This window comes from Streptomyces sp. NPDC052040 (assembly GCF_044548405.1).
GTDB lineage: Bacteria > Actinomycetota > Actinomycetes > Streptomycetales > Streptomycetaceae > Streptomyces.
Window position 1 is genome coordinate 88226 of sequence record NZ_JBIUBV010000017.1, and the last position, 16256, is coordinate 104481.

Annotated in this window: 14 protein-coding genes and 1 pseudogene; 7 read left to right on the forward strand and 8 right to left on the reverse strand. The window is 71.0% G+C overall.

Annotation, left to right across the window (positions count from 1 at the left end):
- Positions 1 to 20 precede the first annotated feature (20 nt).
- The 3 genes from ACIHAA_RS26980 (at position 21) to ACIHAA_RS26990 (ending at position 4324) form a co-directional block, all read left to right on the forward strand.
- Positions 21 to 401: a PLD nuclease N-terminal domain-containing protein gene (locus ACIHAA_RS26980; RefSeq protein WP_399821521.1), complete on the forward strand. Its 381-nt coding sequence runs from the start codon at positions 21 to 23 to the stop codon at positions 399 to 401.
- Between the two features lie 238 nt (positions 402 to 639).
- The gene (locus tag ACIHAA_RS26985; protein ID WP_399821523.1) at positions 640 to 2733 is read left to right on the forward strand and encodes a hypothetical protein; all 2094 of its coding nucleotides are present in this window, start codon (positions 640 to 642) and stop codon (positions 2731 to 2733) included.
- Between the two features lie 46 nt (positions 2734 to 2779).
- A complete protein-coding gene (locus ACIHAA_RS26990) occupies positions 2780 to 4324 on the forward strand; it encodes an ABC transporter substrate-binding protein (RefSeq protein ID WP_399821525.1) in 1545 nt (514 codons plus the stop codon).
- A 4-nt stretch (positions 4325 to 4328) separates the two neighbouring features.
- Here the strand turns inward: ACIHAA_RS26990 and ACIHAA_RS26995 are convergent, their stop codons facing one another.
- From ACIHAA_RS26995 to hemL, 8 genes are all read right to left on the reverse strand, one after another.
- The gene (locus tag ACIHAA_RS26995) at positions 4329 to 4739 is read right to left on the reverse strand and encodes an SRPBCC domain-containing protein (RefSeq protein ID WP_399821526.1); all 411 of its coding nucleotides are present in this window, start codon (positions 4737 to 4739) and stop codon (positions 4329 to 4331) included.
- A gap of 122 nt (positions 4740 to 4861) precedes the next feature.
- The gene (gene ccsB, locus ACIHAA_RS27000; RefSeq protein WP_399821529.1) at positions 4862 to 5944 is read right to left on the reverse strand and encodes a c-type cytochrome biogenesis protein CcsB; all 1083 of its coding nucleotides are present in this window, start codon (positions 5942 to 5944) and stop codon (positions 4862 to 4864) included.
- Positions 5941 to 7734, reverse strand: a complete 1794-nt coding sequence (locus tag ACIHAA_RS27005; RefSeq protein WP_399821531.1) for a cytochrome c biogenesis protein ResB — start codon at positions 7732 to 7734, stop codon at positions 5941 to 5943. The genes ccsB and ACIHAA_RS27005 overlap by 4 nt, the downstream gene beginning before the upstream one ends.
- Before the next feature lie 3 nt (positions 7735 to 7737).
- Positions 7738 to 8511, reverse strand: coding sequence for a cytochrome c biogenesis CcdA family protein (locus ACIHAA_RS27010; RefSeq protein ID WP_399821533.1), 774 nt, complete (start codon positions 8509 to 8511; stop codon positions 7738 to 7740).
- Between the two features lies 1 nt (position 8512).
- Complete coding sequence (locus ACIHAA_RS27015; protein WP_399821535.1) at positions 8513 to 9148, reverse strand: TlpA family protein disulfide reductase; 636 nt, start codon at positions 9146 to 9148, stop codon at positions 8513 to 8515.
- Between the two features lie 66 nt (positions 9149 to 9214).
- Positions 9215 to 10504 carry a hypothetical protein gene (locus ACIHAA_RS27020; RefSeq protein WP_399821537.1) on the reverse strand — a complete coding sequence of 430 codons (1290 nt, stop codon included), beginning with the start codon at positions 10502 to 10504 and terminating at the stop codon, positions 9215 to 9217.
- Positions 10505 to 10760: 256 nt separating this feature from the next.
- Positions 10761 to 11435 (reverse strand): histidine phosphatase family protein, encoded by a 675-nt coding sequence (locus tag ACIHAA_RS27025; protein WP_399821539.1) that lies wholly within the window; start codon positions 11433 to 11435, stop codon positions 10761 to 10763.
- Positions 11432 to 12751 carry a glutamate-1-semialdehyde 2,1-aminomutase gene (gene hemL / locus ACIHAA_RS27030; RefSeq protein ID WP_399821541.1) on the reverse strand — a complete coding sequence of 440 codons (1320 nt, stop codon included), beginning with the start codon at positions 12749 to 12751 and terminating at the stop codon, positions 11432 to 11434. The genes ACIHAA_RS27025 and hemL overlap by 4 nt, the downstream gene beginning before the upstream one ends.
- A gap of 421 nt (positions 12752 to 13172) precedes the next feature.
- On the opposite strand from hemL, the gene ACIHAA_RS27035 reads away from it, so the two are divergent.
- From ACIHAA_RS27035 to ACIHAA_RS27050, 4 genes and pseudogenes are all read left to right on the forward strand, one after another.
- Positions 13173 to 13670 carry a hypothetical protein gene (locus ACIHAA_RS27035; RefSeq protein WP_399821543.1) on the forward strand — a complete coding sequence of 166 codons (498 nt, stop codon included), beginning with the start codon at positions 13173 to 13175 and terminating at the stop codon, positions 13668 to 13670.
- A gap of 311 nt (positions 13671 to 13981) precedes the next feature.
- On the forward strand, positions 13982 to 14641 hold the full coding sequence (locus ACIHAA_RS27040; RefSeq protein ID WP_399821545.1) for a sulfite oxidase-like oxidoreductase: 660 nt from the start codon (positions 13982 to 13984) through the stop codon (positions 14639 to 14641).
- Between the two features lie 21 nt (positions 14642 to 14662).
- Positions 14663 to 15058, forward strand: a pseudogene (locus ACIHAA_RS27045) (DUF4291 family protein); the annotation flags it as partial.
- A 90-nt stretch (positions 15059 to 15148) separates the two neighbouring features.
- The gene (locus tag ACIHAA_RS27050) at positions 15149 to 16246 is read left to right on the forward strand and encodes a magnesium and cobalt transport protein CorA (protein ID WP_399821547.1); all 1098 of its coding nucleotides are present in this window, start codon (positions 15149 to 15151) and stop codon (positions 16244 to 16246) included.
- Positions 16247 to 16256 lie beyond the last annotated feature (10 nt).

Below are 16256 nucleotides of genomic sequence, written 5' to 3' on the forward strand. Positions count from 1 at the left end.
TTCGGGGGGTCGCACCGGACATGCTCAGGTATCTGCCCTATCTGCTGGTCCTGGCATTGTGGACCTACGCCTTCATCGACTGTCTGAACACCCCCGAGGAGCAGGTGCGGGGGCTGCCCAAGGTGGTCTGGGTGATCATCGTGCTGCTCTTCGGCGAGGTGCTGGTGGGACCGGTCGCCTGGCTTGTCGCGGGCAAGGTGCGGCACGCTGCGGCGGACGGCTCCGCCCCCTCCGGGCGCGGCACGGGCTGGGTGGCCCCCGACGACAATCCGGAGTTCCTCCGGTCGCTGAAGGCGGAGGGCGGCAAGGACGAGACGCTGCTGAAGGACTGGGAGGCCGACCTGCGCCGCCGCGAGGAGGAACTGCGGCGCCGGGAGCGCGGCGAGGACAGCCAGGGCTGAGCGGGGTCACCAAGGGGTGAGCGGGAGCGGGGGCTCCGGAGGCGGGGCGGAAGCGGGGGCTCCGAGGGACTGGGCGGCGGTCCGACGCGGAACGATCACATCCGGTACGACTCCGGCTACCTTCTGTCGCCCAAAAGAACAGTACGCGCCCTAGTCCGAAGCAACTCCCCCTTTTTACACTGGTATTGGTAGACCTCACAGCAGCACATCGGATCGGACCGCTCCGGGGGGAGGCGCGGTGCACAGACCGCTGCACGGCCGGGGACCGCTGTTCGACACGGAGCCGCCCGGCCTCGCTGCGCGGCTCGTCGGTCTGCGCCCCCATCAGCTCCGCTCCTCGCCGTACGAACACCGGGGCGACCTGCCCTTCGTGGTGTTCGCGGGCGGGCGCGGAATCGGCAAGAGCGCCCTGCTCGCCGAGGCGCGCACCGCCTATCAGGGGCATACGCCCGTCGCGCTGATCGACGGCGAGGACGCGCAGTTCGCGGCGGCGCCGCCGGAGCAGCCCGGCGAGGCCTGGTCACCGGTCGCCCAGGCCCTGACCACCGTCGCCGAGCAGCTCGCCGAGCCGGTGAAGGGCGCAGGCCGGATCAGCTTCCCGCGGCTCGCCTCGGGGCTGCTGGCCGTCGCGGCGGGCGGCTGGAGCGACCGGGACGTGCCGCGGATCCGGCAGGAGGCCGAGCGGATCCTGCTGCTGAACGACGCCCGGTCCTTCCTCGACGGGTTCGCCGGACGCTGGGTGGGCAAGGTGGTCGCCAAGCTCGTCGCCTCCATGTCGAACACCGGGCCCGTGGTGGAGCCGATCATCGAGGCGACCCTGGAGTCCTTCAGCGAGGGGGTCTCGCCGACCCACCGGCGGCTGCGCAAGGCCGCCACCTGGTACCGGGACTACCCCAACGCGGGCGGCAACCCCAAACTGGGACTCATCCTGCTCTCCGGGCACTTCCGGGCGGGCGGCGACTCCCGCGCCCACGCCGAGCGCCATCTCGTCCGGGCCCTGCTGGCCGACCTCGACGACGCCTTCACCGGGGTCGTGCAGCGCTCCCACCGGCTGGGCCGCCCGCTGGTGCTGATCGACAACGTGCAGACGCCCGCCGGGCGGGGCCTGATGGAGGCCGTGCTGCGCGACCGGGCGGACGGCATCGGCGACCAGGTGGTGTTCCTCGCGGCCCTGCGCGGCCACGGCGACCCCGCGCTCCGCAACGCCGCCCGCCGCACCCTCGCCGAGGTCGCCCGCACCACCGGTTGGGAGCCGGGCCCCACCCCCTCCTCCCGGGCGCTGCTGGTGTCGCTGACGCAGCTGACGCCCGACGACACCCTGCATCTGGTGGGCGCCCTGTGCCCGGGGCTCGCCGTGCCGCCCCAGCTCCCGCACGCCGCCCACCGGTTGACCGGGGGCAATCCGCTCGGCATCACCCTGCTCGCCGAGTCGGCCCGGCAGAACCTGCCCCGGGGGGCCGGGTCCCTCGGGACGCTGCTCGCCGCGGACGTCGCCCTGTCCGAGGACCGCGAGGGCCGCGCCGCCTACCGGGAACTCCTCGACCGGCTGGTGCCCGGTGGCCAGTTGGACGAGCTGACCGTGCTGGCCGCCGCCCACGACCGCGGCTCGGCGCTGGCACTGGCCGAGGACCGGCTGCCGGACGACTTCGGCGCCGCCGGGGTGCTCGGCCTCCAGGAGCGGCTGGCCGGGGAGGGCTGGCCGTCCGCGTCCGGGCAGTTCGTCGGCGACCGGTTCCTGCGGGCGCTGCTCCTGCTGCGGCTGCACCGCCTGGACCCGGGCGGCGCCTCGTGGCGGGCGGTGCACCGGGCGGTCATCGACCACTACGGGGAACGGGACACCGAGGACGCGGCCCGCTACCGGCTGCACCACGAACTGGCGCTCGGTGAGGCCGACTTCGCGGTGGCCCATCTGCGGGACACCTTCGCCGGGGCGGAGACCGGCGCCTGGCTGTCCGAGCTGGTCTTCATCGCGTCCGCGCCGCACTGCCCGGCACCCGGCCCCGGGGGCCCCGAGGCGGACGGCCGGGACGACCGGATCGCGGTGGCGCTCGGCCGCACCGACCGGGCGCAGCGGCCGCCCGAAGGGGTGGACGCGGCCCTGCATCTGCGGGTGCGGCGGCTGCTGCACGCGGTGTGGCAGCTGACCGATCCGCTGGTGCTGCCCGACCCGAAGGTGGCCGAGCGGCTGCGGTTCGAGCTGGAGCAGCTGTCCAATCTGCGTCCCGGGGGCACGGCCCTGCTGTGGCGCGCCTCGCGGGACTGGCCCGCGGACGCCCTGGCCGGGCGGCCGCTGCGCATCCCGCGCGACGACGAGGACGGGGACCAGGGGTGAGGCACGGCGCGAGGGCGGCGGTTTCCTACGAGGACGGGGGTCGGTGATGGCGGCACGGCTGTGGAGATGGCTGCGCGAGGACGTGTGGGAGATTCGCTTCCGCCGCTATGTGGCGCTGCTGGTGGCCGCCGTGGTCGTGGCCGCGGCCGTCTGGTCCGGTGTGGTGATGACCAGGGAGGACCGGTCCTGTGCGCCGGGGGTGTCCCGGCCGCCGGGCAGCGGCGACTGCGTGGGGGTGTCGGAGACGGCGTACGACTTCGGCCGGTCCGCGTTCACCCCGACCGTACGGGCGATCGACCGCGAGAACCGCCGTCTCAAGCCCGGCACTTATGTGACCGTCGCCCTGTTCCTGCCCTTCACCTCGACCGCCCCGGCCAGCCTGGGTGACATCCAGCACCAGTTGCAGGGCGCCTATCTGGCCCAGTACCGCGCCAACCACGGCACCACGGGCCAGACCCCGTCGATCCGGCTGGTGCTCGCCAACCCCGGTGCGGACGGCACGCACTGGCAGGGTGTCGTCGACCGGCTGGCCGCGATGACCGGCGGCCCGGACACCCTGCGGGCGGTGATCGGGATAGGGCAGAGCACCGACAGCAACAAGCAGGCGGTCCAGGCGCTGACCCGGCGGGGCATCCCGGTGATCGGCACCTCGATCACCGCCGACGACCTGGCCAACGGGCAGGGCAGCAAGGACCCCTACCCGGGGCTGGCCCGGGTCGCCCCCACCAACACGGACGAGGCGCGCGCCCTCACCTCCTTCGCCCGGGTCTCCGGCGGCCGGGCGCTGCTGGTGTACGACAAGCCGGGCGACCCCTACACCCGGACCCTCCAGGACTCCTTCGAGAAGCTGCTGTCCGGGTCGCCGATCGCGCCGCAGTCGTTCACCCCGCCCGCCGACCGCACCCTGGACGGCACCACCGGCAACCAGTTCCGGCAGATCGCGTCCCTGGTGTGCGACACCCCGGCCTCCGTGAACACCATCCTGTTCGCCGGACGCCACACCCAACTGCGCCAGTTCGTCAACGCGTTGGGGGACCGCGGCTGCACCGACCGCAAGCTGACCGTGCTCACCGGCGACGAGGGCTCGTACCTCACCGGGGACACCAAGCTCGACCGGGACGCCCTCACCCGCAATCTCGCCGTCCGCTACACCTCGCTGGCCCATCCGGACGCCTGGACGAAGGACGCCCCGGCGACCGGCGGCAGCCCCGCGGACGCCAAGGCGCTGAACGACCAGCTCGCCCGGAGCACGGCCGCGCCGCTCGGTCCGATCGGGCCGACGTCCCTGGCCGACGGACAGCTGATCATCGCCTACGACGGGATGCAGCTCGCGGTGCAGGGGCTGCGGGAAGCCACCCCGACCGGCCGGACGGTGCCCGCGCTCACCGATGTGGTCAACGAGTGGGCGTACATCAAGGGCTCGCACCGGGTGGACGGGGCGAGCGGCTGGATCTGCCTGGACGGGCACGGCAACCCCTACGACAAGGCGGTGGCGGTCGTGGAGCTGACGCCGTCGGGCGGGTCGCGGTTCGTGAAGCTCGCCTGGCCCGAGGGCAGGCCGCCCGCCAAGGAGTGCCTGCCGCCCGCGTGAGCCGTCAGCGGGCACCGGCCTCCACCGCGGCGAGGAGCCGCTCGAACCGCTCCCGCCAGCCCGGATCGCCGCCCTGCCCGCTCTCGTGCGTGAAGCGGACCAGGGTGCCGCCGGGGCGGCCGGGCTCCAGATGGAAGCGGATCCGGCCGCGGCCCTCCACGGTGTACTCGGCGACCCGCTCCACGTCCCAGGCGGTGACCCGGCCCCGGGCGGTGCCCTCGGGCAGCCGGAACGCCACCGCGCCGCCGAGCCGCGGTTCGAAGGGCCCGGCCGGGGCCAGCCAACGGCCGAGGCCCGCGGCGGTGGCGAGGGCGGGCCAGACCTCCTCCACGGGCCGGTCCAGGCGGAGCAGGCAGTGGCGGACGCGCCGGTCCCCCCGCTGCTCGGCGGTGCCCTCTTCGATGGAACCGGTCATGACACCAGCCTGGCCCGCCCGCCGGGGATCCGCATCAGGGGACCGGCCCGCCCCGGCCCGCGGTACGGCGAAGGCCGGTCCCGGTGAACCCGTCACCGGAACCGGCCTTCGCCACGCAGGACTCAGACGCCCGCGTAGGAGTGCTTGCCGCCCACGAAGATGTTCACGCCGTAGTAGTTGAACAGCCAGCAGCCGAAGGCGATGAGCGCGATGTACGCGGCCTTGCGGCCCTTCCAGCCGGCCGTGGAACGGGCGTGCAGATAGCAGGCGTAGGCGACCCAGGTGATGAAGGCCCAGGTCTCCTTGGGGTCCCAGCCCCAGTAGCGGCCCCAGGCGGACTCGGCCCAGATGGCGCCCGCGATGATGGTGAAGGTCCACAGCGGGAAGACGGCGGCGTTCACGCGGTAGGCGAACTTGTCCAGGGACGCCGAGGCGGGCAGCCGCTCCAGGACCGAGGTGGCGAAGGTGCCGGGCTTGCCGCCGCTCGCGAGCTTGTTCTCGTAGGCGTCCTTGAAGAGGTACAGCAGGGTGCCGACCGCGCCGACGTAGAAGACCGCACCGCAGATGATGGCGGTGGAGACATGGATGTACAGCCAGTACGAGTGGAGCGCGGGGACGAGCTGGTCGCTGGCCGTGTACAGGACGGTGACGGCGAGACCCAGGTCCAGCAGGACCGAGGTGGTGAGGAAGAGGCCGAGCCACCGCACGTTCTTCTTCAGGGCGAGCAGCGTGAGGTACACGGCGACGGCGACCGTGGAGAAGGTGATGTTGAACTCGTACATGTTGCCCCAGGGCGCCCGCTGCACGGAGGCCGCGCGGGTGACGACACCGGCCAGCTCCACCACGAAGGCGAGCACGGTGAGGGACACGGCGATCCGGCCGTAGAGGTCACCCTGGGCGTCGCCGCCGTGGGCGCCGGGCCCGTCCGGCACGTCACGGGCGCCGGACGCGGAGCGGGTGACGACCTTCGGGCGCTCCAGCACCGCGGTGCCCCCGGCCTTGTTGACCGTGACCGCGGGCGCCGCGGCGCTCTTGGCGGGGGTGGCGGTGAGGGCATTGGCGGTGCGGGCGACCTTGCTGCGGCTGCCGAAGAGCCATTCGGCGATGTACGCGAAGAAGGCCAGGGTGTAGACGGCCATCGCGGAATAGATCAGCGTGTTGCTGATATTCGCGAGGTGTTCGTTGGTGGCGGTGGCGAGGGTCACTTCTTCTGAGCCCCTTCAGCGGCGGGTACGGGGGTGTCGGCGCCCGGCTCCTGATCGGGGTCGGCGTCTTTCTCGTCGGTCTTCGTGGGTGCGTGGTCGTGGACGAGGGCGGCCAGATCGCCGAGTTCCTCGGGCAGCTTCGCGGACTCGCTGCGGCCGAGGCCCGCCATCTCCACGACGGTGACCCCGTCGGCCCCGGCCGTGGCCCGGACCCAGACGCGGCGGCGCTGGATGAACAGGGAACCGGCCAGACCGAAGATCGCGGCGAGCGCGCCGCCGAGCGCCCAGCCGGTCGCGGGCTGCTGCACGATCTGGAAGCCCGCCCACTCCTTGATCTGTTTGTCGAAGGTGATGGAGCCGTTGCCGCCGGGCAGCTGCATGGTCTCGCCGGGCAGCAGACGCGCCTTGACGAGATTGCCCTTGGCGTCCTTGAACGGCGTCAGGTTCTTCGTGTTGAGCTGGTACACGTTCTGCGGGATGCCCGCGTTGACGCCCAGGTCGCCGTGGTACGCGGACAGCGCGAGCACCGGGAAGTCCAGCCCGGGGAACTGGGAGAACATCGTGCCCTTGCCGGCTCCGGCGAAGGTCGGCACGAAGAACGCGGCGAAGCCCAGCTGGTCGGCCTTGCCCTGGGCGTCGCGGTAGCCGTCGTAGACCTTGACGGCGCCCTGGGAGGTGACGTTGGAGTCGATCGGCAGCAGCGGCACGGCGTCGTGGTAGACGACGTCGCCCTTGCCGTCGCGGACGGTGACGACGGGCGCGTAGCCGTGGCTGACCAGGTAGACCTTGGCGTCACCGATGTTGAGCGGCTCGTTGACCTTGACGGAGGTCTTCCGGCTCTTGCCGTAGGCGCCCTTGTTGTAGGTGAGGTCCGCCCGGTAGGTGCGCGGGGTGCCCTTGTTGGGGCCGGTCCGCTCGTACGTCCCGGTGAAGTTGTCCAGCGTGAAGCTGAAGGGCACCAGGTCGTCGTCGGTGAAGAGGTTGCCGGACTTGAAGTCGTCGTACTGGGTGAGGGTGTTGGAGAAGCCGTCGCCCTCGACGATCAGCTTGTTGCCCTCGGACTTCAAAAGCTGGCCCCAGGCGAAGGCGATCAGCATCACGATCAGGGCGCTGTGGAAGACCAGGTTTCCGGCCTCGCGCAGATAGCCCTTCTCGGCCGCGACCGCGTCCCCGGTCTCGTGCACCCGGAAGCGGCGCTTCCGCAGGGCCTTCAGGGCCGCCTCGCGGACCTGCTCGGGCCCGGCGTCGGTGCGCCAGGTGGCGTAGGCGGGCAGCCGGGTCAGCCGCTTGGGCGCGGCCGGGGGCCGCCCCCGCAGCTGGCCGACGAACTGGCCGGTGCGCGGGACGATGCAGCCGATCAGCGAGATGAACAGCAGGATGTAGATCGCCGAGAACCACACCGAGCTGTACACATGGAACAGCCCGAGCTTCTCGTAGACCGGGCCCAGCGTCTTGTGGGCGGCCATGAAGTCGGCCACCTTCAGCGCGTCGGTTCCGGTCTGCGGAATGAGCGAGCCGGGGATCGCGCCGAGCGAGAGCAGGAAGAGCAGGATCAGCGCGACCCGCATGGAGGTCAGCTGCCGCCAGAACCAGCGGGACCAGCCGATCACCTCGCGTGCGGTCCAGGTGATCCAGCCGCGGGCGCCGGGCGCCCGGGAACCGCCGAAGGAGCCGGGCATGGCGACTTCGGCGGGGGCGGTGGACAGTTGCGAACCGGCCGCGCCGAGATCGCCGTCGGGGGTGGTGTCCGTCGTTTCGCTGTGCACGTCGGTGCTCCGTGTGTCGCTCATGGATCAGATCCCCACCGTGAAGCCGCCGGACCAGCTCTGCATCTGCTGCACGATCCCGTCCCAGACGCCGGTCAGCAGCAGCACGCCGGTCACGATCATCATGGTGCCGCCGATGCGCATGACCCAGACGTAGTGGCGCTTGACCCAGCCGAAGGCGCCGAGCGCCTTGCGGAAGGCGACCGCGGCGACGACGAAGGGGACGCCGAGTCCGAGGCAGTACGCGACCGTCAGTATGGCCCCGCGGCCCGCGCTCGCCTGCTGGGAGGAGAGCGCCAGCACGGAGGAGAGGGTCGGTCCGATGCAGGGCGTCCAGCCGATGCCGAAGAGGGCACCGAGGAGGGGCGCGCCCAGCAGACCGGTGGCGGGCCTGCGGTGGAACCGGAACTCGCGCTGGGTCAGCCAGGGCATCATGCCCATGAAGAACACGCCCATGACGATCATCAGGACGCCGAGCACCTTGGTGAGGACGTCCCGGTTCTCCTGGAGCGTCTGCCCGAAGAAGCCGAACAGTGCGCCGCCGGAGACGAACACCGCGGTGAAGCCGAGGACGAACAGGGAGGCTCCGGCGGCCATCCGGCCCCGCCTGGCCTCGGCGAGGTCGGTGCCGGTGACGCCGGTCACATAGGAGAGGTAGCCGGGGACGAGCGGCAGCACGCACGGCGAGAAGAAGGAGACGAGACCGCCGAGCAGGGCGACCGGAAGGGCCACCAGCAGCGCCCCGTTGAGGACCGTCTGGTTCGGGTCGCCGGCGGCGGCGAGCAGGGACACTCCGGTCACGTCACTTCTCCGCGACGACCGGGTCGAGCATCTCGCGCAGCTTCTCCTCGGTGAGGGGCTGGAGCGTCCGCGCGGCGATCTTCCCGTTCCGGTCGAGGACCAGGGTGGAGGGGATCGCCTGCGGGTTCAGGGTGCCCCGCTTGAAGCGGAGCATCAGGCGGCCGGTCGGGTCGTACAGGCTCGGGTAGGTGACCCCGTACTGCTTCTCGAAGGCGCGGGCGGGCTCGGTGCTGGTGTCGCGGGTGTTGATGCCGACGAACTGGACGCCCTTGCCCGCGGTGTCCTTGGCGACCTGGACGAAGTTGCTCGCCTCGGCGCGGCACGGCGGGCACCAGGAGCCCCAGACGTTGATGACGACCACCTTGCCCCGGTAGTCGGCCACGTCCAGCTTCTTGCCGTCGATGGTGGTGCCGGAGAGATCGGGGGCGGTGGACCGCTCGTTCTTCGCGACGGTCGCGATCCCGTCCTTGCCAGCGACGAAGTTGCTTTGGCCGGAGCCCCCGGAGGTGCCACCGGAACCACAGGCGGACAGCACAAGCGCCGCGGCGGCGGCCCCGGCGACGGCCAGGGCGCCGCGGCGGCGGGTGCGGCTACGGGTGCGGTTCAGGCGCTGGGGGGCGCGGCAGGCGGCACTCATGTGAAAAGTTTCGCATGTCCGTTCCGGGGATCTTGCGCACCCCCCTTGCGGGTGGAAAACCGCATTTCAGGCGGCGTTCGACGGCGTCCCCGCCGAGCTGCTCCCACTGTCCGCGAGGAACTGCTTCCAGCCACCCGTCGGCTGCTGCCCCACCCCGAGGCCCTGGAGCTTGCGGACCGTCTCGGGCCGCTGCACGTCGAGCCAGTCGGTGAACTGCCGGAAGGAGACCAGCCGTACGTCGGCGCCCTTCTCCTTCTCGCGTGCGATGTGCTTGAACGCCGCTTCCACGGCGTCCATGTAGATGCCGCCGTTCCAGTGCTCGAAGTGGTTGCCTATGAAGAACGGTGCCCGGTTTGTCTTGTATGCCCGCTCAAATCCGGCTATGTAGGACTGCGTCGCCTGGGTGCGCCAGCCCGGGTAGTTGGACGGCGGCGCCTTCGTGGTCGCGATCGACTGGTTGGCGAGGATGTTGTAGTCCATGGACAGCACCTCGAAGCTGTGCCCCGGGAAGGGCATCGCCTGGAGCGGGTAGTCCCACACGCCCTGCCGCTTGACCGGCCAGACCTGGCGGCCGCCGGGCGAGGAGGCGTCGTAGCGCCAGCCCAGCTTCCGGGCGGTGGGCAGCAGGTTGTCCTGCCCGAGCAGACACGGCGTACGGCCGCCGGTCAGCTCCCGCTCGTAGTCGAAGGGCAGCGGCGGCAGGTCCTTGAACCCGGTGTTGGTCTTCCACTCCTTGACGAAGGCCTTGGCCTGGTCGATCTCGCTCTGCCACTGCTTGGGCGTCCACCACTTCACCGAGGTGTGGGACTCGCCGCAGAAGTGGCCGTTGAAGTGGGTGCCTATCTCATGGCCCTCGAGCCACGCCCGGCGCACGTTCGTGAGCGTGGCGCGGATGTGCTCGTCGCTCAGGTAGCCGATGGCGGAGGCGCCCGGCCGGTTGTTCGGCGGAAGGTACATGCGCTGCTTCGACTCGGGCAGCAGATAGAGCCCGGAGAGGAAGAAGGTCATGTGCGCGCCGTGGTTCTTGGCGAGGTCCAGGAAGCGCGGGAAGAGGCCGTTGCCCACCTCACCGGCGCCGTCCCAGGAGAACACCACGAACTGCGGCGGGGTCTCGCCGGGCTCCAGCGGCACCGGCCTGCCCGGCTGGTACGGCTGCTTGCCGGTGTCGGCGGTGGAGCCGTCACCGATCAGCCGGGCCTTGCGCGAGGGGCCGTTGGAGGAATCCGGGCCGCCCTTGCCGGAACCGTTCCCGGAGCCCGCGTCGTCCCGACCTTGGGTGCCGCAGGCGGCCAGCCCCATCGCGGCCGCGGCGCCCGCGCCGAGTCCGATCAGTCCCCGTCGGCTGAAGTCCCGCATCCCGTCCTCATCTCATAGCGCCCTCTCAGCGGTCACACAATGAGAGGGCGCTACGGGGACGGAGGTTCCGCCAAACGGCTTACTTACAACGGATTTTACGAAAATAGCACTGGATGACAGGACCGAACACGCTTTGTGACGAAGCGTACGCCGCGCCCTGCGGAGTGCGTCGCGTCACAGCCACCCCGCCGGGTGCGCCCCGTCACCCTCGTCCTCGCACGGGGCCCGGTCAGGCGCTGGACGTACGGCCGCCCGGTCAGGCGCCGAACGCCTTGCCCCCGCCCTTCACCGGCTTGGCGCCCGCGAGCAGATGGGCCGGGACCAGATCCCGGGCCGGCTCGCTGTACCCCACGGACACGATCTTGTCGCCCTGGTACGTGAACGAGGTAAGAGAGGCGAGCGTGCACTGCCGCTTGCGCGGGTCGTGCCACAGCCGCCGCTTCTCCACGAAGCTGCGCACGATCCAGATCGGCAGCTGGTGGCTGACGCACACGGCCTCATGGCCCCGCGCCGCGTCCTTGGCCGCGTCCAGCGCCGCCGTCATCCGGACGACCTGCTCCAGATAGGGCTCACCCCAGGACGGCCGGAACGGGTTGACCAGGTACTTCCAGTTCTCCGGCCGCCGCAGCGCGCCGTCCCCGACACCGAAGGTCTTGCCCTGGAACACGTTCTCGGCCTCGATGAGCCGCCCGTCGGACGCGAGGTCGAGGCCGTGCGCCTTGGCGATCGGGGTGGCCGTCTCCTGGGCCCGCTCCAGCGGGGAGGCGACGACATGGGTGATGTCCCGGGAGGAGAGGTGATCGGCGACCCGGTCGGCCATCTTCCGGCCGAGCTCGGAGAGGTGGTAGCCGGGCAGGCGCCCGTAGAGCACCCCGTCGGGATTCTCGACCTCGCCGTGCCGCATCAGGTGGACGACGGTGATGTCACTCATGCTGCTGTGGCCTCCGCTGCTGCCCGGGCCGCCGTCGGAAGCGCGTCGGCGATCCGCTGGACCGCCCGCTCGTCGTGGGCGGTCGAGACGAACCAGGATTCGAACGACGAGGGCGGCAGATAGACGCCCTGGGAGAGGAGAGAGTGGAAGAAGGCGGTGAACCGGAAGGACTCCTGCGCCTTCGCGTCCTCGTAGTTGGTCACCGGCCGGTCGGTGAAGAACACGGAGAACATGTTGGAGGCGTTCTGGAGCCGGTGCGCCACGCCTTCCTTGGTGAGCGCGTCCGTGACGAGCGCCTGGATCCCGGCGGACACGGCGTCGACCTTCTCGTACGCCGCGTCGTCGAGGAGCCGCAGCTGCGCCAGACCGGCGGCGGTGGCGACCGGGTTACCGGACAGGGTGCCCGCCTGGTAGACCGGACCGGCCGGGGCGAGGTGCGCCATGACGTCGGCGCGGCCGCCGAAGGCAGCCGCAGGGAAGCCGCCGCCCATGACCTTGCCGAAGGTCATGAGGTCGGGCTCGACCCCGTCGACGCCGTACCAGCCCGCGCGGCTGGTGCGGAAGCCGGTCATGACCTCGTCGGAGATGTACAGGGCGCCGTTCGTCCGGCACAGGTCCTTCAGGCCCTGATTGAACCCGGGCAGCGGCGGCACCACGCCCATGTTCCCGGGCGAGGCCTCGGTGATCACACAGGCGATCTCACCGGGGTGGGCGGCGAAGGCGGCCCGCACGGCGTCGAGATCGTTGTACGGGAGCACGATCGTGTCCCCCGCCTGGGCACCGGTGACCCCGGGGGTGTCGGGCAGGGCGAAGGTGGCCACCCCGCTTCCGGCCGCGGCCAGCAGCGCGTCCACATGGCCGTGGTAGCACCCGGCGAACTTCACCACCTTCGACCGCCGGGTGAAGCCGCGGGCCAGCCGGATCGCCGACATGGTGGCCTCGGTCCCGCTGGACACGAGCCGCACCTGCTCGACCGGCTTCACCCGGGCGACGATCTCCTCGGCGAGCGCGACCTCGCCCTCGCCGGGGGTGCCGAAGGAGGTGCCGCGCGCGACCGCCTCCTGGACGGCCGCGATCACCTCGGGGTGGGAGTGCCCGAGGATCATGGGCCCCCAGGAACACACAAGATCGACATATTCGCGTCCGTCGGCATCGGTCAGATAAGGACCGTTTCCGGACACCATGAACCGGGGCGTACCGCCCACGGCGCGGAAGGCGCGCACCGGAGAGTTCACGCCGCCGGGCGTGACGGCCGCCGCGCGCTCGAAAAGAGTCTGCGAAACTGGGGCTTCGTACGGATAGCTCACACTAGCCATGGTGTCAGAGGCCGCGAAGATCCTGCGGACAGGTGTTTCACCGCACGTTTCGGCGCGCGGCCGTGGGGGAGGTCACTGACACGATGATCGGGTTGCGCGGCGGGGGCCACGCGTCCTAGAACAGCAGTCGGGTGGAGATATGCATCGCGGTGGCGGACTGGGCGAGGGGACCGATGACCTGGGTCCTCGACGTGCCCGGCGGGGAAGACACCGGCGCGAGGCGGAGGAAACGACCGAAACACGTCGGGCACAGGGGCCTCACGAGGCACATGAGCCAGGGGCTTCACGCGGCCCCGGCGCTCTCCCGAGCCCGGCTGATCAACCGGTTTCTCGGGGTTCGCACAGTTCACAAGGTTCACAAGGCGCACAGGGTTCGACGGCTTCACCGGCCGGTCCTGAGCGAATCGAGCGCCCGGCGCGTATGGACTCCCGAGGCCGCGCGGTCGACCGGCTGCGGGCAGGGAGCGGGAATGGTGGTCGGGTGGGGGTGACGTACAAATACTTCGGCGCGCCGGACGGCGCCACGGCTGCCCGCGTCCCGATCTCGATGCGGCCGGAGGAGCTGGGCGGCGACGAGCTGGGCATGGGCGGCATGTTCACCAAGATCAAGCCGGAGACGATGGCTGCGATGGTCCTCACGGGCATCGAGGGCGTCCCGCTGTACAAGGTCCCCCCGCTGGAACTGGTGGTCCTGCACCCCGACTACGCCGTCGTCAAACTCCCGATGACGGTGGTGGACCCGCTGCGCGGCATCGGCGAGGAGGCGGTGGGCGCGGCAGCCTTCATCTGGTCCACGGTCCCCGACCGCGGCGGCCCCCGTGACGCCTTCAACGTCTACCAACTCCTCCACGAGTGGCAGGACTTCAGCCATCGGCTGCATGAGGCGGGGCATCAGCCGTACTGCCTGGTATGGCCCTGAGCCGGGCTTTTCTTGCGGATCGGGCGGGGCTTTGGGGCCCCGCCTTCTTCGTGCCGAGGGGCGCAGGTCACTGAACCCGTCGGCTTTGCGGACCGCCCCCGGCAAAGCCGCCCGGGGGGCCGCGCCCACGGGTGGCATGGGCCGCGCTTACGGGTGGCACGGACGGACCGCACCCAGGGGTGGTCTGGTCCTCGGCGTCGGGTCCCGGTGCGGCCGCCGAGGTGCGGCCCCGGCCTTACCCGGTGTGAGCGCCTACGCTGCGCGGGAAGGGTAATCGTGAAATGCGGCACCGGTGGAGAGGAGACACGCGCGTGGCGAACGACCGACCGGACCTCGCCGGGGCTCCCACCGACGCCTCCCGGCACATCCCTCCCGGGCAGCACCTGGTGCACGGCTGGCCGGTGTCGCACTACGGCTCCGTGCCCCGCTTCCGCCCCGAGCGCTGGAACCTGCGGGTCTTCGGCGCGACCGCCGAGCGCGCCGAGCGCGTCTGGACCTTCGACGTCCTGACCGACCTCCCCCGGGTCACCGTCGTCGCCGACCTGCACTGCGCGTCCGGGCCCACCACCCTCGACCACGAGTGGTACGGGATCCCCGCCTCCGCCGTGCTGGACCTGGTCCCCCCGGCACCGGGGGTCACGCATGTCATGGCCTGGGCGGAGTACGGCTACACCACCAACCTCCGCCTGAGCGACTTCACGGCACCCGGGACCCTGCTGGCCACCCACCACAACGGCGAGCCCCTCACCGCCGAGCACGGCTTCCCGCTCCGCCTGGTCGTGCCGCACCTGTACGGCTACAAGAGCGCCAAATGGCTGCGCGCGATCGAATACCTCACCGAGGACCGCCGCGGCTTCTGGGAGGAACGCGGCTACCACAACATCGGCGACCCCTGGCAGGAGCAGCGCTACTCCCACCAGGAGAAACCGGGCGAGGGCCCGGTGCCCAGCGACCAGCGGCGACCGTCGTAATTCGCTGGCCTCCGCAGAGGGGAAGGGCAGGAGACCGTCCTCGCCGTCGTGATCTCCCGCGAGGGCTTCGAGTGGGCGCTGGAACACGCCCGTCTGTCCCACTACGTGCCGGAGATCCACGCCGACCAGGCCGCCTGGAGGCGCCAGTTGAAGCAGGCGCCGGCCCGGGTCCAGTGGGAACCCGAGCGCGATCTGCACCTCCAGCCGCTCCCCCACCGCTCTCTCCAACTCGGTCTCGCGGGGGAAGCCGCCCAGCACTACGCCGACGACTGGATCGTCTCCATCACCGATGTCACACCGCTCGCCCGGGCGGTCCACGCGCACGTCAGGGACGGTGAGTTGGACGCCGCGTGGCAGCTCCTGCCGAGCGAGAGTCCGTACGCCGTGGACGACAATCTCCTGGCTCACTTGCGGTGACAAGGGGAAGAGGAGGGAGGAGTTCCCGGTCCTGACTCCCTCTTACCGGGCACTGGCACACTGTCCGGACCCGGCGAAGGAGAGTCCCGTATGTCGATGGTCGGCAATCTGCGCAAAGTGGCCGGCCTGGCGCGGCAGCACCGGCGCCGAGTGGATCTGAGCCATCCGGCCCGTTCCCCGCTCGGCTCCTCGGTGGTCAACTGCGTCCTCTACCGCGACGGCACCCGGCAGCCCGGCACCGACACGGTCGAGGAGGCCGTACGGCAGGTGCGGGGACGCGGGCACGACTTCGTGTGGCTGGGGCTGCACGAGCCGACCGAGCCGGAGTTCGCGCGCGTCGCCGAGCTGTTCGGTCTGCACCCGCTGGCCGTCGAGGACGCCGTCCAGGCGCATCAGCGGCCCAAGCTGGAGCAGTACGGCGATGTGCTGTTCGCGGTGTTCAAGACGGTCACCTATGTCGAGCACGAGCGGCTGACCGCCACCAGCGAGGTGGTCGACACCGGAGAGATCATGGTCTTCACCGGCCCCGACTTCGTGGTGACCGTCCGCCATGGCCGTCATGGTTCCCTCGGCCCCCTGCGCGAGGACCTGGAGGCCGTGCCCGAGCAACTGGCCAAGGGGCCCTCGGCGGTGCTGCACGCGATCGCCGACCATGTGGTCGACGAGTATCTGACCGTGGCCGACGCCGTCCAGGAGGACATCGACGAGGTCGAGACCGAGGTCTTCTCCCCCAGCGCGGGCCAGACCGCCGACGCGGGCCGTATCTACCAGCTCAAGCGCGAACTCCTGGAGTTCAAGAGGGCCGTGGTCCCCCTCGGCCGCCCCCTGGAGACCCTGTACGCCACCCCGCTGCGCGCCGTCGATCCCGGCATACGGGCCTACTTCCGCGATGTCGCCGACCATCAGATCCGGGTCACCGACCAGATCACCGGCTTCGACGCCCTGATCGACTCGATCCTCCAGGCCCATCTGGCGCAGGTCGCGGTCGCCCAGAACGACGACGCCCGCAGGATCACCGCGTGGGCCGCCATCGTCGCCGTACCGACCATGGTGTGCGGCGTCTACGGCATGAACTTCGAACACATGCCGGAACTCCACTGGCGTTACGGGTATCCCGTCGTACTGGCCGTCATCGCCGCCTCCTGCTTCTTCCTGCACCGGGGGTTCAAGCGCAACGGCTGGTTGTGAGGGCCTGTCC